At 64.6% G+C, this 18,164-nt stretch carries 16 protein-coding genes; 9 read left to right on the forward strand and 7 right to left on the reverse strand.

Going from position 1 to position 18,164, the window contains the following annotated elements; all coding sequences use genetic code 11:
• Positions 1 to 65 precede the first annotated feature (65 nt).
• The 3 genes from R2B70_RS03975 to R2B70_RS03985 are packed head-to-tail and all read right to left on the reverse strand — an operon-like array spanning position 66 to position 3,278.
• Complete coding sequence (locus R2B70_RS03975) at positions 66 to 920, reverse strand: 23S rRNA (adenine(2030)-N(6))-methyltransferase RlmJ (RefSeq protein WP_318162697.1); 855 nt, start codon at positions 918 to 920, stop codon at positions 66 to 68.
• Positions 914 to 1,375 (reverse strand): DUF2390 domain-containing protein, encoded by a 462-nt coding sequence (locus R2B70_RS03980; RefSeq protein WP_318162698.1) that lies wholly within the window; start codon positions 1,373 to 1,375, stop codon positions 914 to 916. Before R2B70_RS03980 ends, R2B70_RS03975 begins: the two co-directional genes overlap by 7 nt.
• Complete coding sequence (locus tag R2B70_RS03985; protein WP_042073985.1) at positions 1,368 to 3,278, reverse strand: ABC transporter ATP-binding protein; 1,911 nt, start codon at positions 3,276 to 3,278, stop codon at positions 1,368 to 1,370. The genes R2B70_RS03980 and R2B70_RS03985 overlap by 8 nt, the downstream gene beginning before the upstream one ends.
• Positions 3,279 to 3,424: 146 nt before the next feature.
• Between R2B70_RS03985 and R2B70_RS03990 the strand changes: the two genes are divergently transcribed.
• The 3 genes from R2B70_RS03990 (at position 3,425) to R2B70_RS04000 (ending at position 6,513) form a co-directional block, all read left to right on the forward strand.
• Complete coding sequence (locus R2B70_RS03990) at positions 3,425 to 3,835, forward strand: CBS domain-containing protein (RefSeq protein WP_042073983.1); 411 nt, start codon at positions 3,425 to 3,427, stop codon at positions 3,833 to 3,835.
• A 320-nt stretch (positions 3,836 to 4,155) separates the two neighbouring features.
• Entirely contained in the window at positions 4,156 to 5,226 is a 1,071-nt protein-coding gene (locus R2B70_RS03995; protein WP_318162699.1) for a porin, read from the forward strand.
• Positions 5,227 to 5,568: 342 nt separating this feature from the next.
• Positions 5,569 to 6,513: a chemotaxis protein CheV gene (locus R2B70_RS04000; RefSeq protein ID WP_042073980.1), complete on the forward strand. Its 945-nt coding sequence runs from the start codon at positions 5,569 to 5,571 to the stop codon at positions 6,511 to 6,513.
• A gap of 65 nt (positions 6,514 to 6,578) precedes the next feature.
• Here the strand turns inward: R2B70_RS04000 and R2B70_RS04005 are convergent, their stop codons facing one another.
• The gene (locus tag R2B70_RS04005) at positions 6,579 to 7,187 is read right to left on the reverse strand and encodes an arylesterase (protein ID WP_042073979.1); all 609 of its coding nucleotides are present in this window, start codon (positions 7,185 to 7,187) and stop codon (positions 6,579 to 6,581) included.
• Positions 7,188 to 7,244: 57 nt separating this feature from the next.
• On the opposite strand from R2B70_RS04005, the gene R2B70_RS04010 reads away from it, so the two are divergent.
• Positions 7,245 to 7,961, forward strand: coding sequence for an ABC transporter ATP-binding protein (locus tag R2B70_RS04010; RefSeq protein ID WP_042073978.1), 717 nt, complete (start codon positions 7,245 to 7,247; stop codon positions 7,959 to 7,961).
• A gap of 162 nt (positions 7,962 to 8,123) precedes the next feature.
• Positions 8,124 to 10,577 (forward strand): ABC transporter permease, encoded by a 2,454-nt coding sequence (locus tag R2B70_RS04015; protein WP_318162700.1) that lies wholly within the window; start codon positions 8,124 to 8,126, stop codon positions 10,575 to 10,577.
• A gap of 42 nt (positions 10,578 to 10,619) precedes the next feature.
• Here the strand turns inward: R2B70_RS04015 and R2B70_RS04020 are convergent, their stop codons facing one another.
• A complete protein-coding gene (locus tag R2B70_RS04020) occupies positions 10,620 to 11,525 on the reverse strand; it encodes a TIGR01777 family oxidoreductase (protein ID WP_042078051.1) in 906 nt (301 codons plus the stop codon).
• Between the two features lie 235 nt (positions 11,526 to 11,760).
• Here R2B70_RS04020 and R2B70_RS04025 point away from each other — a divergent pair, with 235 nt between their 5' ends.
• Positions 11,761 to 13,302 carry a cyclic diguanylate phosphodiesterase gene (locus tag R2B70_RS04025; protein ID WP_318162701.1) on the forward strand — a complete coding sequence of 514 codons (1,542 nt, stop codon included), beginning with the start codon at positions 11,761 to 11,763 and terminating at the stop codon, positions 13,300 to 13,302.
• Between the two features lie 63 nt (positions 13,303 to 13,365).
• Here the strand turns inward: R2B70_RS04025 and R2B70_RS04030 are convergent, their stop codons facing one another.
• Both R2B70_RS04030 and R2B70_RS04035 read right to left on the reverse strand, forming a co-directional pair.
• The gene (locus R2B70_RS04030; protein ID WP_318162702.1) at positions 13,366 to 14,547 is read right to left on the reverse strand and encodes a PLP-dependent aminotransferase family protein; all 1,182 of its coding nucleotides are present in this window, start codon (positions 14,545 to 14,547) and stop codon (positions 13,366 to 13,368) included.
• A 188-nt stretch (positions 14,548 to 14,735) separates the two neighbouring features.
• Positions 14,736 to 15,803: a M28 family metallopeptidase gene (locus R2B70_RS04035; RefSeq protein WP_318162703.1), complete on the reverse strand. Its 1,068-nt coding sequence runs from the start codon at positions 15,801 to 15,803 to the stop codon at positions 14,736 to 14,738.
• 260 nt (positions 15,804 to 16,063) lie between these two features.
• On the opposite strand from R2B70_RS04035, the gene trmB reads away from it, so the two are divergent.
• The 3 genes from trmB to glsB all read left to right on the forward strand — a co-directional run bounded on the left by trmB (position 16,064) and on the right by glsB (position 18,155).
• Positions 16,064 to 16,777, forward strand: coding sequence for a tRNA (guanosine(46)-N7)-methyltransferase TrmB (gene trmB, locus R2B70_RS04040; RefSeq protein ID WP_042078043.1), 714 nt, complete (start codon positions 16,064 to 16,066; stop codon positions 16,775 to 16,777).
• Between the two features lie 26 nt (positions 16,778 to 16,803).
• Positions 16,804 to 17,136 (forward strand): YggL family protein, encoded by a 333-nt coding sequence (locus tag R2B70_RS04045; RefSeq protein WP_042078042.1) that lies wholly within the window; start codon positions 16,804 to 16,806, stop codon positions 17,134 to 17,136.
• Between the two features lie 98 nt (positions 17,137 to 17,234).
• Positions 17,235 to 18,155, forward strand: a complete 921-nt coding sequence (gene glsB / locus R2B70_RS04050; RefSeq protein ID WP_164884769.1) for a glutaminase B — start codon at positions 17,235 to 17,237, stop codon at positions 18,153 to 18,155.
• Positions 18,156 to 18,164: the final 9 nt, after the last annotated feature.

An 18,164-nucleotide genomic window follows, 5' to 3' on the forward strand; every position in this document is an offset into this window, starting at 1 on the left:
CCCCTCAGCCGCAGCAATAGAAAAGCCCCTTGCGGGGCTTTGTCGTGTTTGCAGCGGATGAACAGTCAGGCCTCGGCCTTGTTCAGCCACTCCACCCTGTACTGGGCGCCGGCGCCCTGGGCCAGCTTGGCGCACAGGGGCTTGAGGAAGGCTTCTATCTGCTCGTCCAGCATCCAGGGGGGGCTGACGATGAGCATGCCGGAGCCGTTCATGCCCCAGTCGGCAGTCTGGCCGGCCACTTCCAGCTCGGCGACCAGGACGTTGCCGAAGTTCTCCCGCTTGATCGCCTTGAGCATGTCGCGGGACTTGTCCGCCTCCTGCCCCAGGATGGGATACCAGAGGGCATAGATGCCGGTGGCCCAGCGCTTCTGCGCCTTCTTAAGGGTGTCGACCACGGCGAAGTAGTCTTCCTTGAGCTCATAGGGCGGGTCGATCAGCACCAGGCCGCGGCGCGGGGTGGGGGGCAGCAGGGCCACCAGCCCCTCGAAGCCGTCGCGATGGTGCACGGCGACGCGGGGGTAGTACCCCATGTTGGCGCGCAGATCCTCCACCTCGTTGTTGTGCAGCTCCATCAGCGCCAGCTTGTCCTGCTCGCGGAGAAGGCGGCGCGACAGCTCGGGGGAACCCGGGTAGTAGTGCAGCTCGCCGCTCGCATTCATCTCCTCGATGACGCCCAGATAGGGGGCCATGGCGGACCACTGGGCCCGCTCGTCCCACAGCCGACCTATGCCGTCGGCGTATTCCGCCTTCTTCTGGGACCAGTCGCCGCGCAGGTCGTAGAGACCGCCACCGGCATGGGTGTCCAGCACGATGAAGGGTTTCTCCTTCTTCTTGAGGGACTCGATGATCAGGGCCTGGACGGCGTGTTTCAGCACGTCGGCGTGGTTGCCGGCGTGAAAGGCGTGGCGGTAGCTCAGCATATGAGATCTCTGAGGGGGCCCTGCTGGGCTCCCAGTAACGATAGATAGTTCGACAGGTTGTGGCTGTCGCCGCGAAACAGGGTGAGGGCGCGCAGGGTCTGCAGCAGGACTCCCTGTTGCAGCCTCTCCAGCTCCAGTTCGTGGGCCAGCATGGTCTGGTACTCGTCGTCGGCCAGCCTGGCCTTGGCCTGCTGGCGCAGGGTGCGCCAGGGGATCAGCACCGCCTCGGTCTGCACCAGGGCCGGTTGCAAGTCCGTGAGGTCGACCGGGATGCGGAGCAGATCCAGGTGGTGCAGCAGCAGGGCCAGGTTGACGTTGCCCCCCAGCGTCTGGACATGGAGCCAGTCCTGGCTGCGCTGGCCATAGGCCCCAGTGCTCCACGCCCAGAAGTCGGGCGGGCTGGGCAGCTCGTGGGCCTGCACTCGGGTGCCTTCCATCCGCTGTGTGTCACGCAAAGAAGGCTTGCTCCATGGCTTCCAGCTCCTCGGAGAGGCTCATCCACTCCAGCTCGACGTTTTCCAGCTCCTCCTTGAGGGGGCCCTGGGACTTGAGCAGCTCGGAGAGTTTGCCCTTGGCGCCCTCCTCGTAGATGGCCGGGTCGGCCAGCTGCTGCTCGATGTCGGCGAGCCTGCCCTGCAGCTTCTCCATGGCGGCCTCGAGCTTCTCGAGCTTCTGGCGAAGCGGCCGGGTCTGCTGGCGGAACTGGGCCTCGAGGCGCTTCTGATCCTTGCGCGCCACCGCCGAGTTGGCGGAGACGGGGCCGTCCACCGGCTTGGCGTTCGCCTCCTTCTCCTGCTCGCCGAGCCACTTGTGGTAGTCGTCGAGATCCCCATCGAACGGCTCGACCCGGCCACCGTGGACCAGGTAGAAGTCGTCGGTGGTGGTGCGCAGCAGGTGCCTGTCGTGGGAGACCACCACCATGGCCCCTTCGAACCCTTGCAGCGCCATGGTCAGGGCGTGGCGCATCTCCAGATCCAGGTGGTTGGTCGGTTCATCCAGCAGCAGCAGGTTGGGCTTTTGCCAGGTGATGAGGGCCAGCACCAGGCGCGCCTTCTCGCCGCCGGAGAAGGGGGCCACCTTGTCGAGCACCTTGTCGCCGTGAAAGCCGAAGCTGCCGAGGTAGTTGCGAAGCTCCTGCTCGGTCTTGTCCGGGGCGAGGCGCACCAGGTGATCGAGCGGGGAGTCGTTCAGGCGCAGGGTCTCGAGCTGGTGCTGGGCGAAGTAGCCGATGCTGACCCCGGCGCTCACCTCCAGCTTGCCCGACAGCGGCGGATTGCTGCCCGCCAGCATCTTGATAAAGGTGGACTTGCCGGCGCCGTTGCGCCCCAGCAGGCCGATGCGCGACCCCGGCACCAGGTTCAGCTTGATCTTCTCCAGGATCACCTTGTCGCCGTAACCGGCGCTGAGGTTCTCCATGGCGATAAGGGGCGTCGGCAGGGCCGAGGGCTCGCGAAACTCGAAGCTGAACTCGGAGTCGGCGTGGGCGGGCAGGATCTTCTCCATCCGCTCCATGGCCTTGAGGCGGCTCTGGGCCTGCCGGGCCTTGGAGGCCTTGTAGCGGAAGCGGTCCACATAGGATTGCATGTGGGCCATCTCCCGCTGCTGCTTCTCGTACATGGATTGCTGCTGGGCGAGCTGCTCGGCGCGCTGCAGCTCGAAGTCGGAGTAGCCGCCGCTGTATTCGTTGAGCTTGCCGTTCTCGATGTGGATGATGCGATTCACCACGGAGTCGAGGAAGTCCCGGTCGTGGGAGATCAGCACCAGCGTGCCCTGGTAGCTCTTGAGCCACTTCTCCAGCCAGATGACGGCGTCCAGATCCAGGTGGTTGGTCGGTTCATCCAGCAGCAGCAGATCGGAGCGACACAGCAGCGCCTGGGCCAGGTTCAGGCGCATGCGCCAGCCGCCGGAGAAACTTCTCACCGGCGAGTCGAGCTGATCGCCGCCAAAGCCCAGGCCGTGCAGCAACTCGGCGGCGCGCGCGCGAATGCTGTAGGCGCCTATGGTGTCGAGCCTGCCGTGCAGCTCGGCCACCAGCAGACCGTTGTCATCCTGCTCGGCGTTGGCCAGTTCGGCCTCCAGGGCGCGGAACTCCTTGTCGCCGTCGATCACGTACTCCAGGGCGGAGCACTCCAGCGCCGGGGTCTCCTGGGCGACGCCTGCGATCTGCCAGCCGGCGGGCAGGCTGAAGCTGCCGTTGTCGATGGCCAGCTCGCCCCGCACCAGTGCAAAGAAGGTGGACTTGCCACAGCCGTTCTTGCCCACCAGACCCACCTTGTGGCCGGGGTGGATGGTGGCGGACGCGTTGTCCAGCAGCGTGCGGCCGCCGCGGATCAGTTCGATTTGACTGGCAACTATCATGGATGGGTCTGCTTGGCTCGAGTGAAGGAGGAAAACTGGCGCGGATCTTACGTGAAATGACACAAATTTGCACTTGAGGGCGGGAGGGATGGCTGAGGCAGGAAAAACGTGTCATAACAGAGACATCTGGTGGCAGGAGGCTGACCATGCTGATTAAAGAGATCATGACGACCCGGGTGGCGACCGTTTCCATGGACGACAGGCTGAGCGTCATCAAGGAGATCTTCGAGCAGGCCCACTTTCGCCACCTGCTGGTGGTGGAGGATGAGGTGCTGGTGGGGGTCATCTCGGACCGGGATCTGCTGCGCGCCATCAGCCCCTATCTCGACACGGATGCCGAGATGAACCGGGACACCGAGACCCTCAACCGGCGGGCCCACCAGATCATGAGCCGCCACCCCATCACCATCTCCCCCGAGCTATCCCTGCAAGACGCCGCCGCCATCATGCTGCAGCAGCACGTCTCCTGCCTGCCGGTGCTGGAGAACGGCGCCCTGGTCGGCATAGTGAGCTGGAAGGATCTGTTGAAGGTCATGCGCGGCTGGCAACCCGCCTGAACGAGCCCGAACGAACCGTACACGCCCCCTGGCAGGTCCATCCGTCCTCTTTATCGAGTGTTCAATCTGTCATTGAAATAAATGACAGCTTTTTTGTTTGTGCATCTTCATTCAGCTAGTTTTAAGTTCTGCTGATTATTGTTGTCACGACGCCTGGCGTCGTGGGCAAACGGTTCATGCCATGTTTTTGGAATTAATCGTTCCCCGCTTCAGTTCCCATCAAGGTTTCCGGATCTACTTTAGGCCATCGGAACATAGACCCGATCATAAACGACCGAGCACAGGTCTGACAGAGAGTGTTTACACCAGAGGAACGAACAATGAAAAAGACAGCATTGACGATGGCCATCTCCAGCCTGCTGCTGGCCGGTGGTGCACAGGCTTCTACCGTATACAACCAGGACGGTACCAAGCTTGATATCGGTGGTCGTGTTCAAGGCATGTATTACGGCAGCGACAACGACGACGAGAGCGGCGACCAGAGCTACCTGCGTCTGAACATCGCTGGCGAGACCCGCATCAACAACGAAACCGTCGCCAACGGTTTTGTGCAGTACAACGTACCGACCAACAGCTCCGACAATGAGCTGCGTTATGCCTATGTTGGCATCAAGAACGATCGCTTCGGTGCCTTCAGCTACGGTCGTCAGGACGGCCTGATTGCCAAGGCGGTCAACGACTACACCGACGTCCTGCCGGAGTGGGGCGGTGATGGCCTGGGCAAGGGGACCGAAGTCTTCGGTACCGGCCGTACCAACGGTCTGGCCCAGTACATCTACACCTTCGACGGTCTGGTGCTGGGTGCCCAGTTCACCGGCGAGAACGAAGCGCAGAACGAGAGCGATTCCAGCTGGACCCGGGGCTCCGAAGAGGGTTACGCCCTGTCCGCCAACTACAACTTCGACATGGGCATCAGCCTGGGTCTGGCCTATAACCAGGCTGGCAAGACGGCCGATCAGGCTGCCAAGACCAACTTCGGTGGCAGCGAAGACGCCAAGCTGACCGCCGTCGGCATCAAGTACAACGCCAACAACCTGTACGCCGCCGCGACCTATGCCTACGGTGAAAACCACGTCTATGTGAACCAGGCCGGCAACGACGGCTATGCCTCCGAGAGCAACGGCTACGAAGCCGTGGTGCAGTACACCTGGGGTCAGTGGAAGCCGTCCCTGGCGTATAACCGCCTGGACGTGAAAGATTCCGACCAGAACCTGGATGACACCCTGACCGAGTACGTCTCCATCGGTGCCTGGTACAACATCAACGAGAACTTCGACATCTACGTTGACTACAAGGCCAACCTGCTGAGCAGCGAAGGGTCCGACGGTTACAACAAGTTTGGCCAGAACACCGACGACGTCGTTGGCGTGGCCATGCAGTACCACTTCTAAGTCATTCCCTGACTGCCTGCTGTATATTGTTGACCGGCCGCATTGCGGCCGGTTTTTTTATGGGTTTTATTGAGCGCAAGGGGTCGCGGGGCGGATCCGGGGTTCAGCATTCTCCCTTGCTGGTCGATACCCTTGTGGTAGGGCGCAGGGCCGCCGTATGGTCCTGTGACGGAGGCGGCGATGGGGCGAGGATCACGCCCCGTGGTCAAGAGCCTATCTTTCCTCGACCCTTTTCATTATTTCTATAGGGACTCGCGTCGCCCAGGCAGGGGAGGGCGAGTCTGGTTGGCATCTTGCAACCCCTTGGGGGCGGCACTCGGGAAACGGACGTAAGGGCTTTATATGGCGAGCATATTGGATTCAGTGGATCAACGTACCCAGCTGGTGGGGGAGAATCGCCTGGAGCTGTTGATGTTCCGTTTGGGGGGCCAGCAACTCTTTGCGATCAACGTCTTCAAGGTGCGGGAGGTGGTCAAGCTGCCCCACCTCAACAAGATGCCGGGCGCCCATCACAACATCAGCGGCGTGGCGAACATCCGCGGCGTCTCCATCCCCGTCATCAACCTGCGCGGGGCCATCGGCATGCGCCCCATGGCCATCGACCATGAGTCCAACCTCATCATCACCGAGTACAACCGCACCATTCAGGGGTTCCTGGTGGGACAGGTCGCGCACATCGTCAACATGACCTGGAAGGACATACTGCCGCCCCCCCGTTCGGCGGGCCGATCCAACTACCTGACCGCCATCACCCGCGTTCCGGAGGGGGGCGTCGACCAGATCGTCGAGATCATCGACGTGGAGAAGGTGCTGGCCGAGATCATCACCTATGACGTGCGCATCTCGGCCGAGGTGCTGGACGAGGAGATCCTGCCCCAGATGCAGGGACGCAGAGTGCTCATCGTCGACGACTCCAGCACGGCGCGCAACCAGGTGCGCGAGACGCTCGCCCAGCTCGGACTCGAGGTGATCGAGTGCCAGGATGGTCTGCAGGCGCTCAAGCTGCTCAAGGGGTGGTGCGACGGGGGCAGGAAGGTGACCGACGAGATCATGCTGATGATCACGGATGCCGAGATGCCGGAGATGGATGGCTACCGGCTCACCCACGAGGTGCGCAGCGATCCGCGCATGTCCGATCTCTTCATCACCCTCAACACTTCCCTGAGCGGCAACTTCAACGAGGCCATGGTCAAGAAGGTGGGATGCAACCGCTTTATCTCCAAGTTCCAGCCCGATCTGCTGGTGGACGTGGTACAGGAGCGGATGCGGCAGATCCTGGGGCGCTGAGCCTGGGCCCTGATCGGCAACCGACGAGCACTAAGCCCCCGCCCTGGCGGGGGCTTTGCGTTGGGCTACTGGGTCAGCAGGGGCTCGATGAAGCGGGCGACCTTGTCGCGGATCTGGGGCTGGGCCGCCGCCGTCGGGTGAAGCCCATCGTTCATCATGAGTTCAGGGCGCAGCACAATATCATCCAGAAAGAAGGGCATCAGCGGCAGGTCGTTGGCCTGCGCCAGCTCAGGGAAGATCTGCTCGAACTGCTGCAGATAGCGTGCGCCATAGTTGCGGGGCAGCTGGATCTGGGTCAGCACCGTCTTCGCCTGGCTCGCCTTGGCCAGCGCCACCATCTTGGTGAGGTTGGCCCGGGTGATGGCGGGAGAAAACCCGCGCAGGCCGTCGTTGCCGCCGAGTTCGATCAGCACCCAGTCCGGCTTGTGGGTCTCGAGCAGGGCGGGCAGGCGGGCCAGCCCGCCCTGGGTGGTTTCACCGCTGATGCTGGCGTTGATGAGCCTGTGTTCCCCGCCCTGCTGCTGCCATTTTTCATTGAGCAGGGCAGGCCAGCTCTGTTCGGCCTTCATCTGATAGCCGGCGCTCAGGCTGTCGCCCAGCACCAGCAGGGTCTGGGCCTGGACAGAGGCTGCCCAGCACCACAGGCAGCTCACGGCAAACAAGAGACGCATCATGCATTCAACTCCCAAGATCTATTGTCATTACAGGTTCAGGCAAACAGGAAACCCAAGATGAGTTCAACGCCCATTATCACCGTCAGGGGGCTCGGCAAAACCGTTCGCCTCGGCCAGGAAAGTCTCACCATCCTTGAAGGGATCGATCTGCAAGTCAATACCGGCGAGACACTGGCGCTGGTCGGCGCGTCCGGTTCCGGCAAGTCCACCCTGCTCGGCCTGCTGGCCGGCCTCGACCTGCCGAGCTGTGGCGAGATCGAGATCCTCGGTCAGTCCCTGACCCGGCTGGACGAGGAGGGACGCGCCAGACTGCGCGCCGATCAGGTGGGCTTCGTGTTCCAGTCCTTCCTGCTGCTGCCCACCCTGAGCGCCCTGGAGAACGTCATGCTGCCGGCGGAGCTGCGCGGCGAGACCGACAGCGAGCCCCGTGCCCGCGCGCTGCTTGCCCAGGTCGGGCTGGCCGAGCGGCTGCACCACCTGCCGCCACGCCTCTCCGGCGGGGAGCAGCAGCGGGTCGCCATCGCCAGGGCCTTCATGACCCGCCCCAGCCTGCTGTTGGCGGACGAGCCCACCGGCAACCTCGACAGCAAGACGGGGGAGACGGTGATCGAGCTGCTGTTTCGCCTGAACCGCGAGCACAACACCACGCTGGTGGTGGTGACCCACGACCATGAGCTGGCAAAGCGCTGCCAGCGGCAACTGGTGATGGCGGCAGGGCGGCTGCAGTCGGACTCCGGCGCCGTGGTGGCCGCCCGGGTCGGGGAGTTGTCATGAGTCAGCGAAAGCAGGGATTCACGCCATCGCGCAAGCCGGTGCGGGCTAGGAGGTGTACGTCATGAGTCAGTGGCGACTGGGATTGACATTGCTGCGCCGGGAAGGGTTCAGCGGCGAGCTGACCCCCCGGCTTGTGCTGGCGTCGGCGGTGAGGGGGGAGTCATGAGTCACTGGCGACTGGGATTGACATTGCTGCGCCGGGAAGGGTTTAGCGGAGAACTGCGCTGGTTTGTGTTGGCGCTGGCGCTGAGCGTGGCCTGCGTGCTGAGCGTGGCCCTGGTGGCGGACCGGCTGGATGCGGGGCTCAAGGCGTCGGGGCGCGACTTCATCGGGGCGGATCAGGTGCTGCGCTCCGCCACACCGGCGCCTGCCGACTGGCTGGCGCGGGCGAGTCAGGAGGGATTGGCCGTGCAGACCACGGTCAGCTTCAACAGCATGCTGTTTCACGGCGACGGCCTGCAACTGGCCTCCATCCGCGCCGTGCCGGGGGACTTCCCCTTCTACGGCAAGCTGGAGCTTAATCCCCAGCGCGCCCCTGTCCCCGGCGAGATCTGGCTCTCCGCCCGGGTGATGCTGCTGCTCGGCGCCAAGGTGGGGGACGAGCTGGAGGTCGGCAACACCCGGCTGAGGGTGGCCGGCGAGCTGGGCCAGGAGCCGGATCAGGGCTTCAGCCCCTTCCAGATGGCGCCGCGGGCCCTGATCCACAGCGCCGATGTGGAGGCGACCGGCGCCCTCCTGCCGGGCAGCCGTCAGCAGTGGCGCTACCTCATCAAGGGCTCCCGGGAGGGGATAGCCCGCTATGAGGCCTGGCTCGGCCCCAAACTGACCGCCGGGCAGAAGCTGATCAAGCCGGACGACGAGGGCTCCCAGGTCGGCAAGCCCCTGGCCAATGCCGAGCGCTTCTTCCGCCTGGCGTCCCTCGCCGGCGTGCTGCTGGGGGCGCTGGCCATGGGCATAGCGGTGCGCCATTTCGCCGAGCGCCAGACCAACATGGTGGCGCTGCTCAAGACGCTCGGCGCGTCGCGGCGCACCCTCTGGCAGCTGATGGGCACCTTGCTGTTCTCCCTCACCCTGGCGGGGGCGATCATGGGCCTGGTGGCGGGGAGCGCCATGCAGTGGCTGACGCTGCAACTGCTGGGGGACCTGCTGCCGGCGGATCTGCCGCCTCCCTCCTGGCGGCCGTTCGCCCTGGGGATCGCGGTCGCCTTCTTCATCACCCTGCTGCTGGCGTTCGTGCCCTTCCTTCGCCTGCTCAAGGTGCCGCCGCTGCGGGTGCTGCGCCGTGAGCTGGAGGCCGGGATCCCTCCCTGGCTGACGGTGCCGGTGGGCCTGATCGGCCTGTTCGCGCTGGTGTGGGGCTTCACCGCGGACGTCCGGCTGGCGCTCGGCCTCATCGGCGGCATGGGGGTGTTGATGCTGCTGCTGGCGCTGCTCGCCTCCGGGCTGCTGCGCCTCGGCAGCCGGCTCAAGGGGCCTCATGCCTTGCGGCTCGCCATCAGCCACCTCTCCCGGGAGCGTGGCAGCGGCCTGTTCCAGCTGGCAGGCTTCGCCCTGGCGCTCATGCTGTTCGGGCTGCTGTGGGCGGCGCGGGTCGATCTGCTCGAGGACTTCTCCGCCCGCCTGCCCGCCGATGCTCCGAACCGCTTCCTGGTCAACGTGGCCGATGAGGAGCGCGACAGCATTCTGGCCGACCTGCAGCGGGCCGGCGCCATCACCTCGGACTTCTATCCCATGGTGCGCGGACGCCTGACCAGGATAGCGGGGGAGGCCGTGGGGGAGGATGCGGCGCGGGAGGGGGTGGACAGGGAGCTCAACTTCACCACCACCACGACCCTGCCCCCCGACAACAGGGTGACGTCCGGCCAATGGCTCGCCGGCAAGGGGGAGGTCTCCGTCGACGAGGCGCTGGCGGAGCGGCTCGGCATCGCGCTGGGGGATGTGCTCGGCTTCACCATAGAGGGGCGGGCGTTCGAGGCCAGGGTGACCAGCCTGAGATCCATCAAGTGGGACAACATGAGGCCCAACTTCTACATGATCTTCTCGCCGGACGTGCTGGCCCCCTTCTCCCAGACCTGGCTCGGCAGCTACCGCCTGCCCGCCCGGCTGGCCGAGCAGGGACGCCGCGCCGAGGTGGAGATCATCCGCCACCACCCCACGGTGAGCCTCATCGACGTGGAGGATCTGATCGCCAGGCTGACCCTGGTGTCCGATCAGGTGAGCCGGGCCCTGGGGCTGATGCTGGGGCTGGTGACGGTGGCCGCCCTGCTGGTGCTGCTGACCCAGACCCAGGCCAGCATGGCCCATCGGCGCCGGGAGCTGCTCTTGATGCGCACCCTGGGGGCGGGCAGCGCCCTGCTCGAGAAGATGCTGCGCTGGGAGCTGGTGGCGAGCGGCGCCCTGGCGGGGCTCTGCGCCGCCATGGTGGTGGAGCTCTGCTCCTTCGGCCTGCAGTGGTGGTGGCAGGATGCCCAGTGGCAGTTCCACTGGGCCATCTGGGCCGGACTCCCCCTGCTGGGAGCCCTGCTGGTGACCCTGGCCGGGCAGGGCATGCGCCGCCAGCTGCTGGCGGGCACCCTGAGCGACAGACTCAGGGGGCTGGGGCAGGGGCTGCTCTGAGGCAGACGACAATCCCGACTTCGGTCGGGATTTTTCATGGGGTCAGCGCGGGGAGCGCAGCAGGTCGGCCAGGGCCTCGGGCAGGGCCGGATAGGTGAAATGGAAGCCTGCCTGCTGCAAACGGACGGGGAGCACCTGCTGGCCGGTGAGCAGCAGATCCGCCGCCTCTCCCATCAGGAGGCGCAAGAGGGGCGCTGGCACGAAGAAGAGGTGTGGGCGATGGAGCGTGGCGGCCAGGGTCTGGCTGAACGCGCGATTGCTGACGGGCTGCGGGGCCGTGCCGTTGAAGATGCCGTCGCACTCGTCGTGCTCGATGAGGAACAGCATGGCGCGTACCAGATCCTGCACGTGGATCCAGCTCATCATCTGGGTGCCGCTGCCCATGGGGCCGCCGAGGCCGAGCCGATAGGGGGGCAGCATTCTGGGCAGGGCCCCTCCCTCCATGCCGAGCACCAGGCCGATGCGCACTATGCAGACCCGGGTCTGGGGCGTGCGGGCCTGCAGGGCCAGCTGCTCCCACTGCTGGCAGAGGCGGTGGGTGAACTCGTCGTGGGGCGTCTGGCACGTTTCATCCAGCGGGGCATCCCCCTGGCGACCATACCAGCCGATGGCGGAGGCATTGAGCAGCAGCCTGGGGGGCGTGCCGGAGAGCTTGATGAGATCCACCAGCTGTTCGGTCAGCAGCCAGCGGCTGTTGCACAGCAACTGCTTGCGGGATTCGCTCCAGCGTCCGGCGGCGATGGGCTCGCCGGCCAGATTGATGACGATGTCCACGTCGTTGAGATGATCCAGCCTGTCCAGGCTGTCGAGCAGGGTGACGTCGTGACCGAGCAGATCATAGGCCCGGCTGCCCTGGCGGGTCAGGACCACTACCTCGTGTGCCACCTTGAGGTGCGCCACCAGGCGGCGACCGATGAACCCCGTGCCTCCCGTGATCAGTATCTTCATGTGCTGCCTCCCCCGACCCTGTTGGCTCTACTCTAGAGGCTGGGGGCTGGATGGACAAGGTCCTGTTTTTATAAGCATTATAATTTCCGCTGGCCAGGGGGCGCGGGGCTGGCCCCGCGGCCACCTGTCGGCGATGATCCGGGCCGGCTCGGCATCCCGAGTCTCCTTCGTGCTTGCCAAGCGAGCACCAGCGGGTACACTTGTGCGCTTTTTCGCCATGACCATGAGGGCTCTTATGCCATTTCGTCGTTTAAGGGTGCGTCAATTCTATATCAGGCTGCTGTGCGCCTTGCTGGCCGGCCTGCTGCCCATGGTGCTGGGGCTGGCCATCGTCACCTGGCAGACCGCCAACGGCGTGAGACAGGATGCGGTGGAGCGGCTGGAGCATGCCAGAGTCATGTTCGACCGCACCCTGGACAACGCCCGGCAGGCGGCGTCGGCCCTTGCCGGCAGCCTGGACAAGCCCTGTCTCGAGGTGGTGCAGGGGCTGCGGGATCAGGTGGCAACGGTGCCAGACGTGCGCAGCGTCAACCTGGCCAGGGGCGATACCATCTACTGCTCCTCCCTCTATGGCCCGGTCAGCGGCAAGTTCTCGCGGGACGACTATGTGGGCGGCAGGCTCGATCTGATGAAGGGCAACCCGGTCACGCCCAATCGCCCTCTCATCGTCTACCGGGAGGCGGCGGGGGAGTTCAGCGTGCTGGTGGGGGTCGACGGCTACTACCTGCTCAACATACTGGACATGCTGAGCCGCAACTCGCCCCTCGGGCTGGTGGTGGGTCAGCAGATGCTTCTGCGGGACAGCCGGCTCACCGACCGGCTCATTCCCGAGGAGAGCCAGGGTTACCTCGAGCAGGCCTCGACCAGATATCCGTTCAAGGTGGTGACCAGGGTGTCGCTCAATGAGTACGGCGCCCACATCTGGGACTACTCCAAGGTCGGCGTCATCTTCTATCCCCTGCTGGGGCTGCTGCTCGGGGTGGGGGTCTTCTGGCTGATGGGGCGCCCGACCTCGCCGGTTCAGGAGCTGAAGCGGGCGCTGGATCAGCAGGAGTTCATCCCCTACCTGCAACCCGTGGTGACCGGGGACGATGCCCACTGGAGCGGCTGCGAGGTGCTGATGCGCTGGCAGCATCCCCGTCAGGGCATGATCTCGCCGGATCGCTTCATCCCCATGGCGGAGGAGTGCGGCCTCATCGTGCCCATGACCCGCTTCCTGATGATGCAGGTGCGAGAGGCCTTTGCGCCCCTGGTGGAGACGCTGCCAAGGGGGTTTCACTTCGGGTTCAACATCAGCGCGAGCCACTGCAAGGATCTGAGCCTGGTGGAGGATTGCCGGGACTTCATCAACGCCTTCAGGGCCAACCCGATCAAGCTGGTGTTGGAGCTGACCGAGCGGGAGCTCATCGTCGCGGACGAGACCACGGACCAGCTGTTTGCCGAACTGCACGCCCTCGGCGTCTTCATCGCCATCGACGACTTTGGCACAGGCCACTCCAGCCTCACCTATCTGCAGACCTTCCAGGTCGACTTCCTCAAGATCGATCAGAGCTTCGTCGGCATGATAGGGTCGGACGCCCTCTCCAGCCACATCGTCGAGAACGTCATCGATCTCGCGACCCGGCTCGGGCTGCAACTGGTGGCGGAAGGGGTGGAGAACCAGGTGCAGGCCGACTACCTGCGGGCGCGCCAGGTGACCTTCCTGCAGGGCTATCTCTTCGGCAGGCCCATGCCCATGAAGCACTTTGCCGGCCTGCTGGCGAAGGGCGGGTCCTGAGGCCGAACGGGGGACGAAAAAAAACCAGCGACCGGGTCGCTGGTTTTTTTATGGCCGGTCGGCTCAGAGCATGCGGGCGAGGGCGCGGCACAGGCGCTTGATGCCCTCTTCCGTGGTCGCTTCGTCCACGCAGGAGAAGCTCAGACGCAGGGTGTTCTGGATCTCGGGGCGCACGTAGAAGGGGGCGCCGGGCACGAAGGCCACCTTCTCCTTGATCGCCTCGTCGAACAGGGCCATGGCGCTGACGCTGGATGGCAGGGTCAGCCAGAGGAACATGCCCCCCTCGGGGCGGGTGTAGCTGACGCCGGGCGGGCAGTGACGGGCCAGGGCGGCCTCCATGGCGGCACGCTGGCGGCCGTAGACCTCCTTGATCTTCTCCAGATGGGCATCCAGCGAGTTGTCGGTCAGGAAGCGGTGCAGCACCTGCTGGCTGAAGGCGTTGCTGTGCAGGTCGGTGGCCTGCTTGGCGATGGTGACCTTCTTGCGCAGCCAGTCCGGCACCAGCATCCAGCCCAGGCGGAACGCGGGCACCACCGTCTTGGAGAAGGAGCCGAGCAGCACTGTATTGTGGGGGGCCAGCTTGGCGACGGGGGGCAGGTGCTCCCCTTCGAAGCGCAGCTCGCCATAGGGGTCGTCTTCCACCATCAGCAGCTCGTGGCGCACCAGGCGCTGTGCCAGCGCCTCGCGGTTGGCACGGCTGTAGGAGACGCCGCTCGGGTTCTGGAAGTTCGGAACCCCGTACAGCAGCTTGGCATTGGACCCCTGCTCCAGCAGCGCATCCAGCGCGGCCAGATCCAGTCCCTCCTCTCCCAGGGTGATGGGCTTGAAGGTCGGCTGGTAGACGGAGAACGCCTGGATGGCGCCCAGGTAGCCCGGCTCCTCGATGATGAGATCCTGCCCCTCGTCGATCAGCACCTTGCCCAGCAGATCCAGCGCCTGCTGGGAGCCGCTGGTGATCAGGATGTTGTCAGGATTGACGGCCATGCCGTGGCGGCTCAGGTAGCGGTCGGCGATGAACTGGCGCAGCGGGGCGAAGCCCTCGGTGGTGGCGTATTGCAGCGCGGCGGCTCCCTGCTCGCGCAGCACGTCCTGGCACGCTTGCTCGATGGCCTTGACCGGGAACAGATGGGGGTTGGGCAGGCCGCCGGCGAAGGAGATGATCTCCGGATTGGCGGCGACTTTGAGGATTTCACGGATAAAGGAAGGCTCGACCTTCTCGAAGCGCTGGGCAAAAAACGGCTGCATAGGGTTCTCTCTGACTAGGTGGCGGTCGCTCCATTCAACCGCCAGGTTATCCGTTTGTATCAGATTTCAGAAATGAGGCAATGGCTGTCACAAAAATCCATAAAAAAGGGCAGGTTTGACACCTGCCCGAATTTTATCGCTTCAACACTGGCCGGGGGCGCAAAAAGCCCTGCCGGAGCGCCCTGGGATCAGAGCCCGGGTTCCTTCAGGAAACGGATCATCAGATCGGTGTTGGCCCCGAGCTGCTGCTCTATGCGGCCCGGGAAGAGCTCCGCCATCCTGTCGAGGCGGTCGTGCTCGGTATGCCAGATCTTGCCCCACTGGGTCTCGCTGTCCCGATCGCAGGCGCTCTTGGTGGCATCGTCGTAGCAGTCCCACAGCGCCGGGTTGGTGCTCTGGGAGTAGCCGTCATAGCCGGCCTCGCCGTTGATGGTGAAGTTGGTGGCCTCCACATAGGCGATGGGCACCCCGAGGCAGGCAAAGGGCGCGTGATCGGACCAGCTGCCGGTCTCCCCCTCCGGGTAGCCGTCGTAGCTGGGGTGGATGGCGAAGGGGGTCGACGTCTGCCTGGAGATGGCCAGCAGGCGGTCGCGCACCCTGGGATCGAAGCTGTAGCGGCTCGGGTCGGCACAGTTGTACTCGGCCACGTCGGAGTGGGCGGAGTGGACGTAGACGATGTCGCCACCGGCGATGGTGTCGTAGTTCACCATGGCCAGCAGCTTGGCGACGGCGTCGTTGTCGAGACTGGCGGCATAGGCCCTGGAGCCGTTGAGGCCGTTCTCCTCGGCCCCGAAGAAGGCGAAGCGCACCGTGTAGGGCAGGGTCTGATCCTTGAGCGCCTCGGCGACCGCCAAGAGGGCCGCGACGCCGGCGCCGTTGTCGGTGGCACCTTCCGAGCCCTTCTTCTCGCCTGTGCTGTCGTAGTGGGCACCGATGAGGATCACCTTGTCACTCTGGCCCTTGAGCTCGGCGACGACGTTCTGGGAGTGCTTCTCGGTGCCGCCCCGGGTGTAGGTGAAAGGCTGGTTCTGCACCTCGTAACCCCAGCCGGTCAGATGGTCCTGGATCCAGGCGGCGGCCCGGGTCTCGGCCTCGGTGCCCGTGGGTCTGGCGCCGATGCCTTCGGCGCTCGAGCTCAGCTGCACCAGATATTCATGGGCCTGGGTCCCGGGGGCGGGGGGTTGGGAGTCGTTTTCAGAGGGGTTGCACCCGGCCAGCAGGGGCGGGATGGCGAGGGCCAACAGGGTTTTCTTCATACTGCAATCCTTTGTTGTGTATGGTTTTATTTTTCCGCGTCAGGATGCGCCTGACGCCCGGCAGATTCTGTGAAGGGGGCGGCATTTGTCAACCTTGCCGGCGGAAGTGGGCAGTTCGAGGGGATTTGTTGCGCGAAACACTTGCACCCCGTGGCTATCTTGGGATAATTCGCTCCCCTGTTTTTGCCGATTGATGCAATAACGAGCGATCCATTTATGTCGCCTCTATTCCAGAGCGATGAAATAACGAGCAATTTACTATGTCTGTGACCCAAGATGTGTTTAACGAAGACGGCAAGTTCATGCGCAAGATCCGCAGCTTCGTCCGTCGCGAAGGCCGCCTGACCAAGGGGCAGGAGAAGGCCCTGGAAGAGCTCTGGCCGGTCATGGGCATCGATTTTGAGCAAAAGCAGCTCGACCTGGTCGCGCTGTTTGGCCGCGAGGCCCCCGTGGTGCTGGAGATCGGCTTCGGCATGGGCGCCTCCCTGGTGGAGATGGCCAAGCATGCCCCCGAGAAGAACTTCATCGGCATCGAGGTGCACTCCCCGGGCGTGGGCGCCTGCCTCGGCACCGCCCAGGAGGCGGGTGTCACCAACCTGCGCGTCCTCTGCCACGATGCGGTGGAGGTGCTGGAGCACATGATCCCGAACGGTTCTCTCTCCTGCCTGCAGCTCTTCTTCCCCGACCCCTGGCACAAGAGCCGTCACCACAAGCGCCGCATCGTGCAGCCGGCCTTTGCCCAGGCCATTCGCCAGAAGCTCGCCATCGGTGGCGTCTTCCACATGGCCACCGACTGGGAAAACTACGCCGAGCACATGCTGGAGGTGATGAGCGCCGCCGAGGGGTACGAGAACACCTCCGCCAGCGGCAACTGGGTGCCCCGTCCCGACTGGCGCCCGCTGACCAAATTCGAGCAACGTGGCCATCGTCTGGGTCACGGGGTCTGGGATCTGATTTTCAAACGAGTCAACTGAGTCAACGTATCAACTAAGGAGCTATCATGGCCAACCGTAGCCGCCGCCTGCGTAAGAAACTGCGCGTCGACGAATTCCAGGAAATGGGGTTCGACATCAGTTTCAACTTCCCGGTCGGCACCGCCGAAGAGACCATTGATGCCGTGGTCGATGCGCTGATCGACGAGGTGGTGGAGCCTCGCAAGCTGGCCTTCGCCGGCTCGGGTCACCTGGCCTGGGAAGGCATGATCTGCACCCAGCAACTCGGCAAGTGCACCGACGAGGATCGCGCCGCCATCCAGTCCTGGCTGCAAGCCAAGGGGCTGGAAGCCGTGGTGGTCACCGAGTTGTTCGACCTCTGGTACGGCGAGCCGGCCTGATATCGGACTGCCTGTCACGGGCACATAGAAAATCCCGCCGCCGGCGGGATTTTTGTCGGTGGGCTGGTCCCGCCTCGTCTCACGTCATGGAATTGCCGATGGTGTTGTCATCCGAATTACTGGCCAGCATCCTGGAAGAGGTGCGACCGCTGCTCGGGCAGGGCAAGGTGGCCGATTACATTCCCGCGCTGGCCCAGGTGCCGGCGAACCGGCTGGGGATCGCGGTCTGTACCGTGGAGGGGGAGCTGTTCACCGCAGGTGATGCTTTCGAGCCCTTCTCCATCCAGAGCATCTCCAAGGCCCTGAGCCTGACCCTGGCCCTCACCCTCTATCAGGAGGAGGAGATCTGGGCCAGGGTCGGCAAGGAGCCCTCGGGGCAGCCGTTCAACTCCCTGGTGCAGCTGGAGTTCGAGCACGGTATCCCCCGCAACCCCTTCATCAACGCCGGCGCCCTGGTGGTGAGCGATCTGCTGGAGACCCGGCTCACCGCCCCGCGCCAGCGCACCCTGGAGTTGGCCCGCCGCCTCTCGGGCAACCCGGCCATCATGGCGGATCAGGTGGTGGCCCGCTCCGAATACCAGCACGCCGCCCGCAACGCCGCCATCGCCTATCTGATGAAGGCCTACGGCAACTTCGAGAACGAGGTGGACAAGGTGCTGCAGAGCTATTTCAATGCCTGCGCCATCCGCATGAGTTGCGTCGATCTGGCCAGGACCTTCATCTATCTGGCCAACCGCGGCGTGCCCCTTGGCGAGACGACGCCCCTGCTGCCGGCCCGCACCACCAAGCAGGTCAACGCCCTGCTCGCCACCTGTGGCCTCTACGACGAGGCGGGCGACTTCGCCTACCGGGTCGGCATGCCGGGCAAGTCCGGGGTAGGGGGCGGCATCATGGCGCTGATCCCGGGGGAGCTGGTGGTCTGCGTCTGGTCGCCCGAGCTCAACAAGGCGGGCAACTCCCTGGCGGGGACGGCGGCGCTGGAATTGCTGGCAGAGCGCCTTGGCCGCTCCATCTTTTAACCTTTGTTC

The organism is Aeromonas sp. XH (assembly GCF_033348475.1).
Classification (GTDB): Bacteria; Pseudomonadota; Gammaproteobacteria; order Enterobacterales; family Aeromonadaceae; genus Aeromonas; species Aeromonas sanarellii.

Coding starts and splice junctions, on each gene's coding strand:
- R2B70_RS04030 (WP_318162702.1), bottom strand. CDS start 14,547: ATGCAGCCGTTTTTTGCCCAGCGCTTCGAGAAGGTCGAGCCTTCCTTT.
- R2B70_RS04035 (WP_318162703.1), bottom strand. CDS start 15,803: ATGAAGAAAACCCTGTTGGCCCTCGCCATCCCGCCCCTGCTGGCCGGG.
- R2B70_RS04020 (WP_042078051.1), bottom strand. CDS start 11,525: ATGAAGATACTGATCACGGGAGGCACGGGGTTCATCGGTCGCCGCCTG.
- R2B70_RS04045 (WP_042078042.1), top strand. CDS start 16,804: ATGGCCAACCGTAGCCGCCGCCTGCGTAAGAAACTGCGCGTCGACGAA.
- R2B70_RS04000 (WP_042073980.1), top strand. CDS start 5,569: ATGGCGAGCATATTGGATTCAGTGGATCAACGTACCCAGCTGGTGGGG.
- R2B70_RS04005 (WP_042073979.1), bottom strand. CDS start 7,187: ATGATGCGTCTCTTGTTTGCCGTGAGCTGCCTGTGGTGCTGGGCAGCC.
- R2B70_RS04010 (WP_042073978.1), top strand. CDS start 7,245: ATGAGTTCAACGCCCATTATCACCGTCAGGGGGCTCGGCAAAACCGTT.
- R2B70_RS03990 (WP_042073983.1), top strand. CDS start 3,425: ATGCTGATTAAAGAGATCATGACGACCCGGGTGGCGACCGTTTCCATG.
- R2B70_RS03995 (WP_318162699.1), top strand. CDS start 4,156: ATGAAAAAGACAGCATTGACGATGGCCATCTCCAGCCTGCTGCTGGCC.
- R2B70_RS03975 (WP_318162697.1), bottom strand. CDS start 920: ATGCTGAGCTACCGCCACGCCTTTCACGCCGGCAACCACGCCGACGTG.
- trmB (WP_042078043.1), top strand. CDS start 16,064: ATGTCTGTGACCCAAGATGTGTTTAACGAAGACGGCAAGTTCATGCGC.
- R2B70_RS04025 (WP_318162701.1), top strand. CDS start 11,761: ATGCCATTTCGTCGTTTAAGGGTGCGTCAATTCTATATCAGGCTGCTG.
- R2B70_RS03985 (WP_042073985.1), bottom strand. CDS start 3,278: ATGATAGTTGCCAGTCAAATCGAACTGATCCGCGGCGGCCGCACGCTG.
- glsB (WP_164884769.1), top strand. CDS start 17,235: ATGGTGTTGTCATCCGAATTACTGGCCAGCATCCTGGAAGAGGTGCGA.
- R2B70_RS04015 (WP_318162700.1), top strand. CDS start 8,124: ATGAGTCACTGGCGACTGGGATTGACATTGCTGCGCCGGGAAGGGTTT.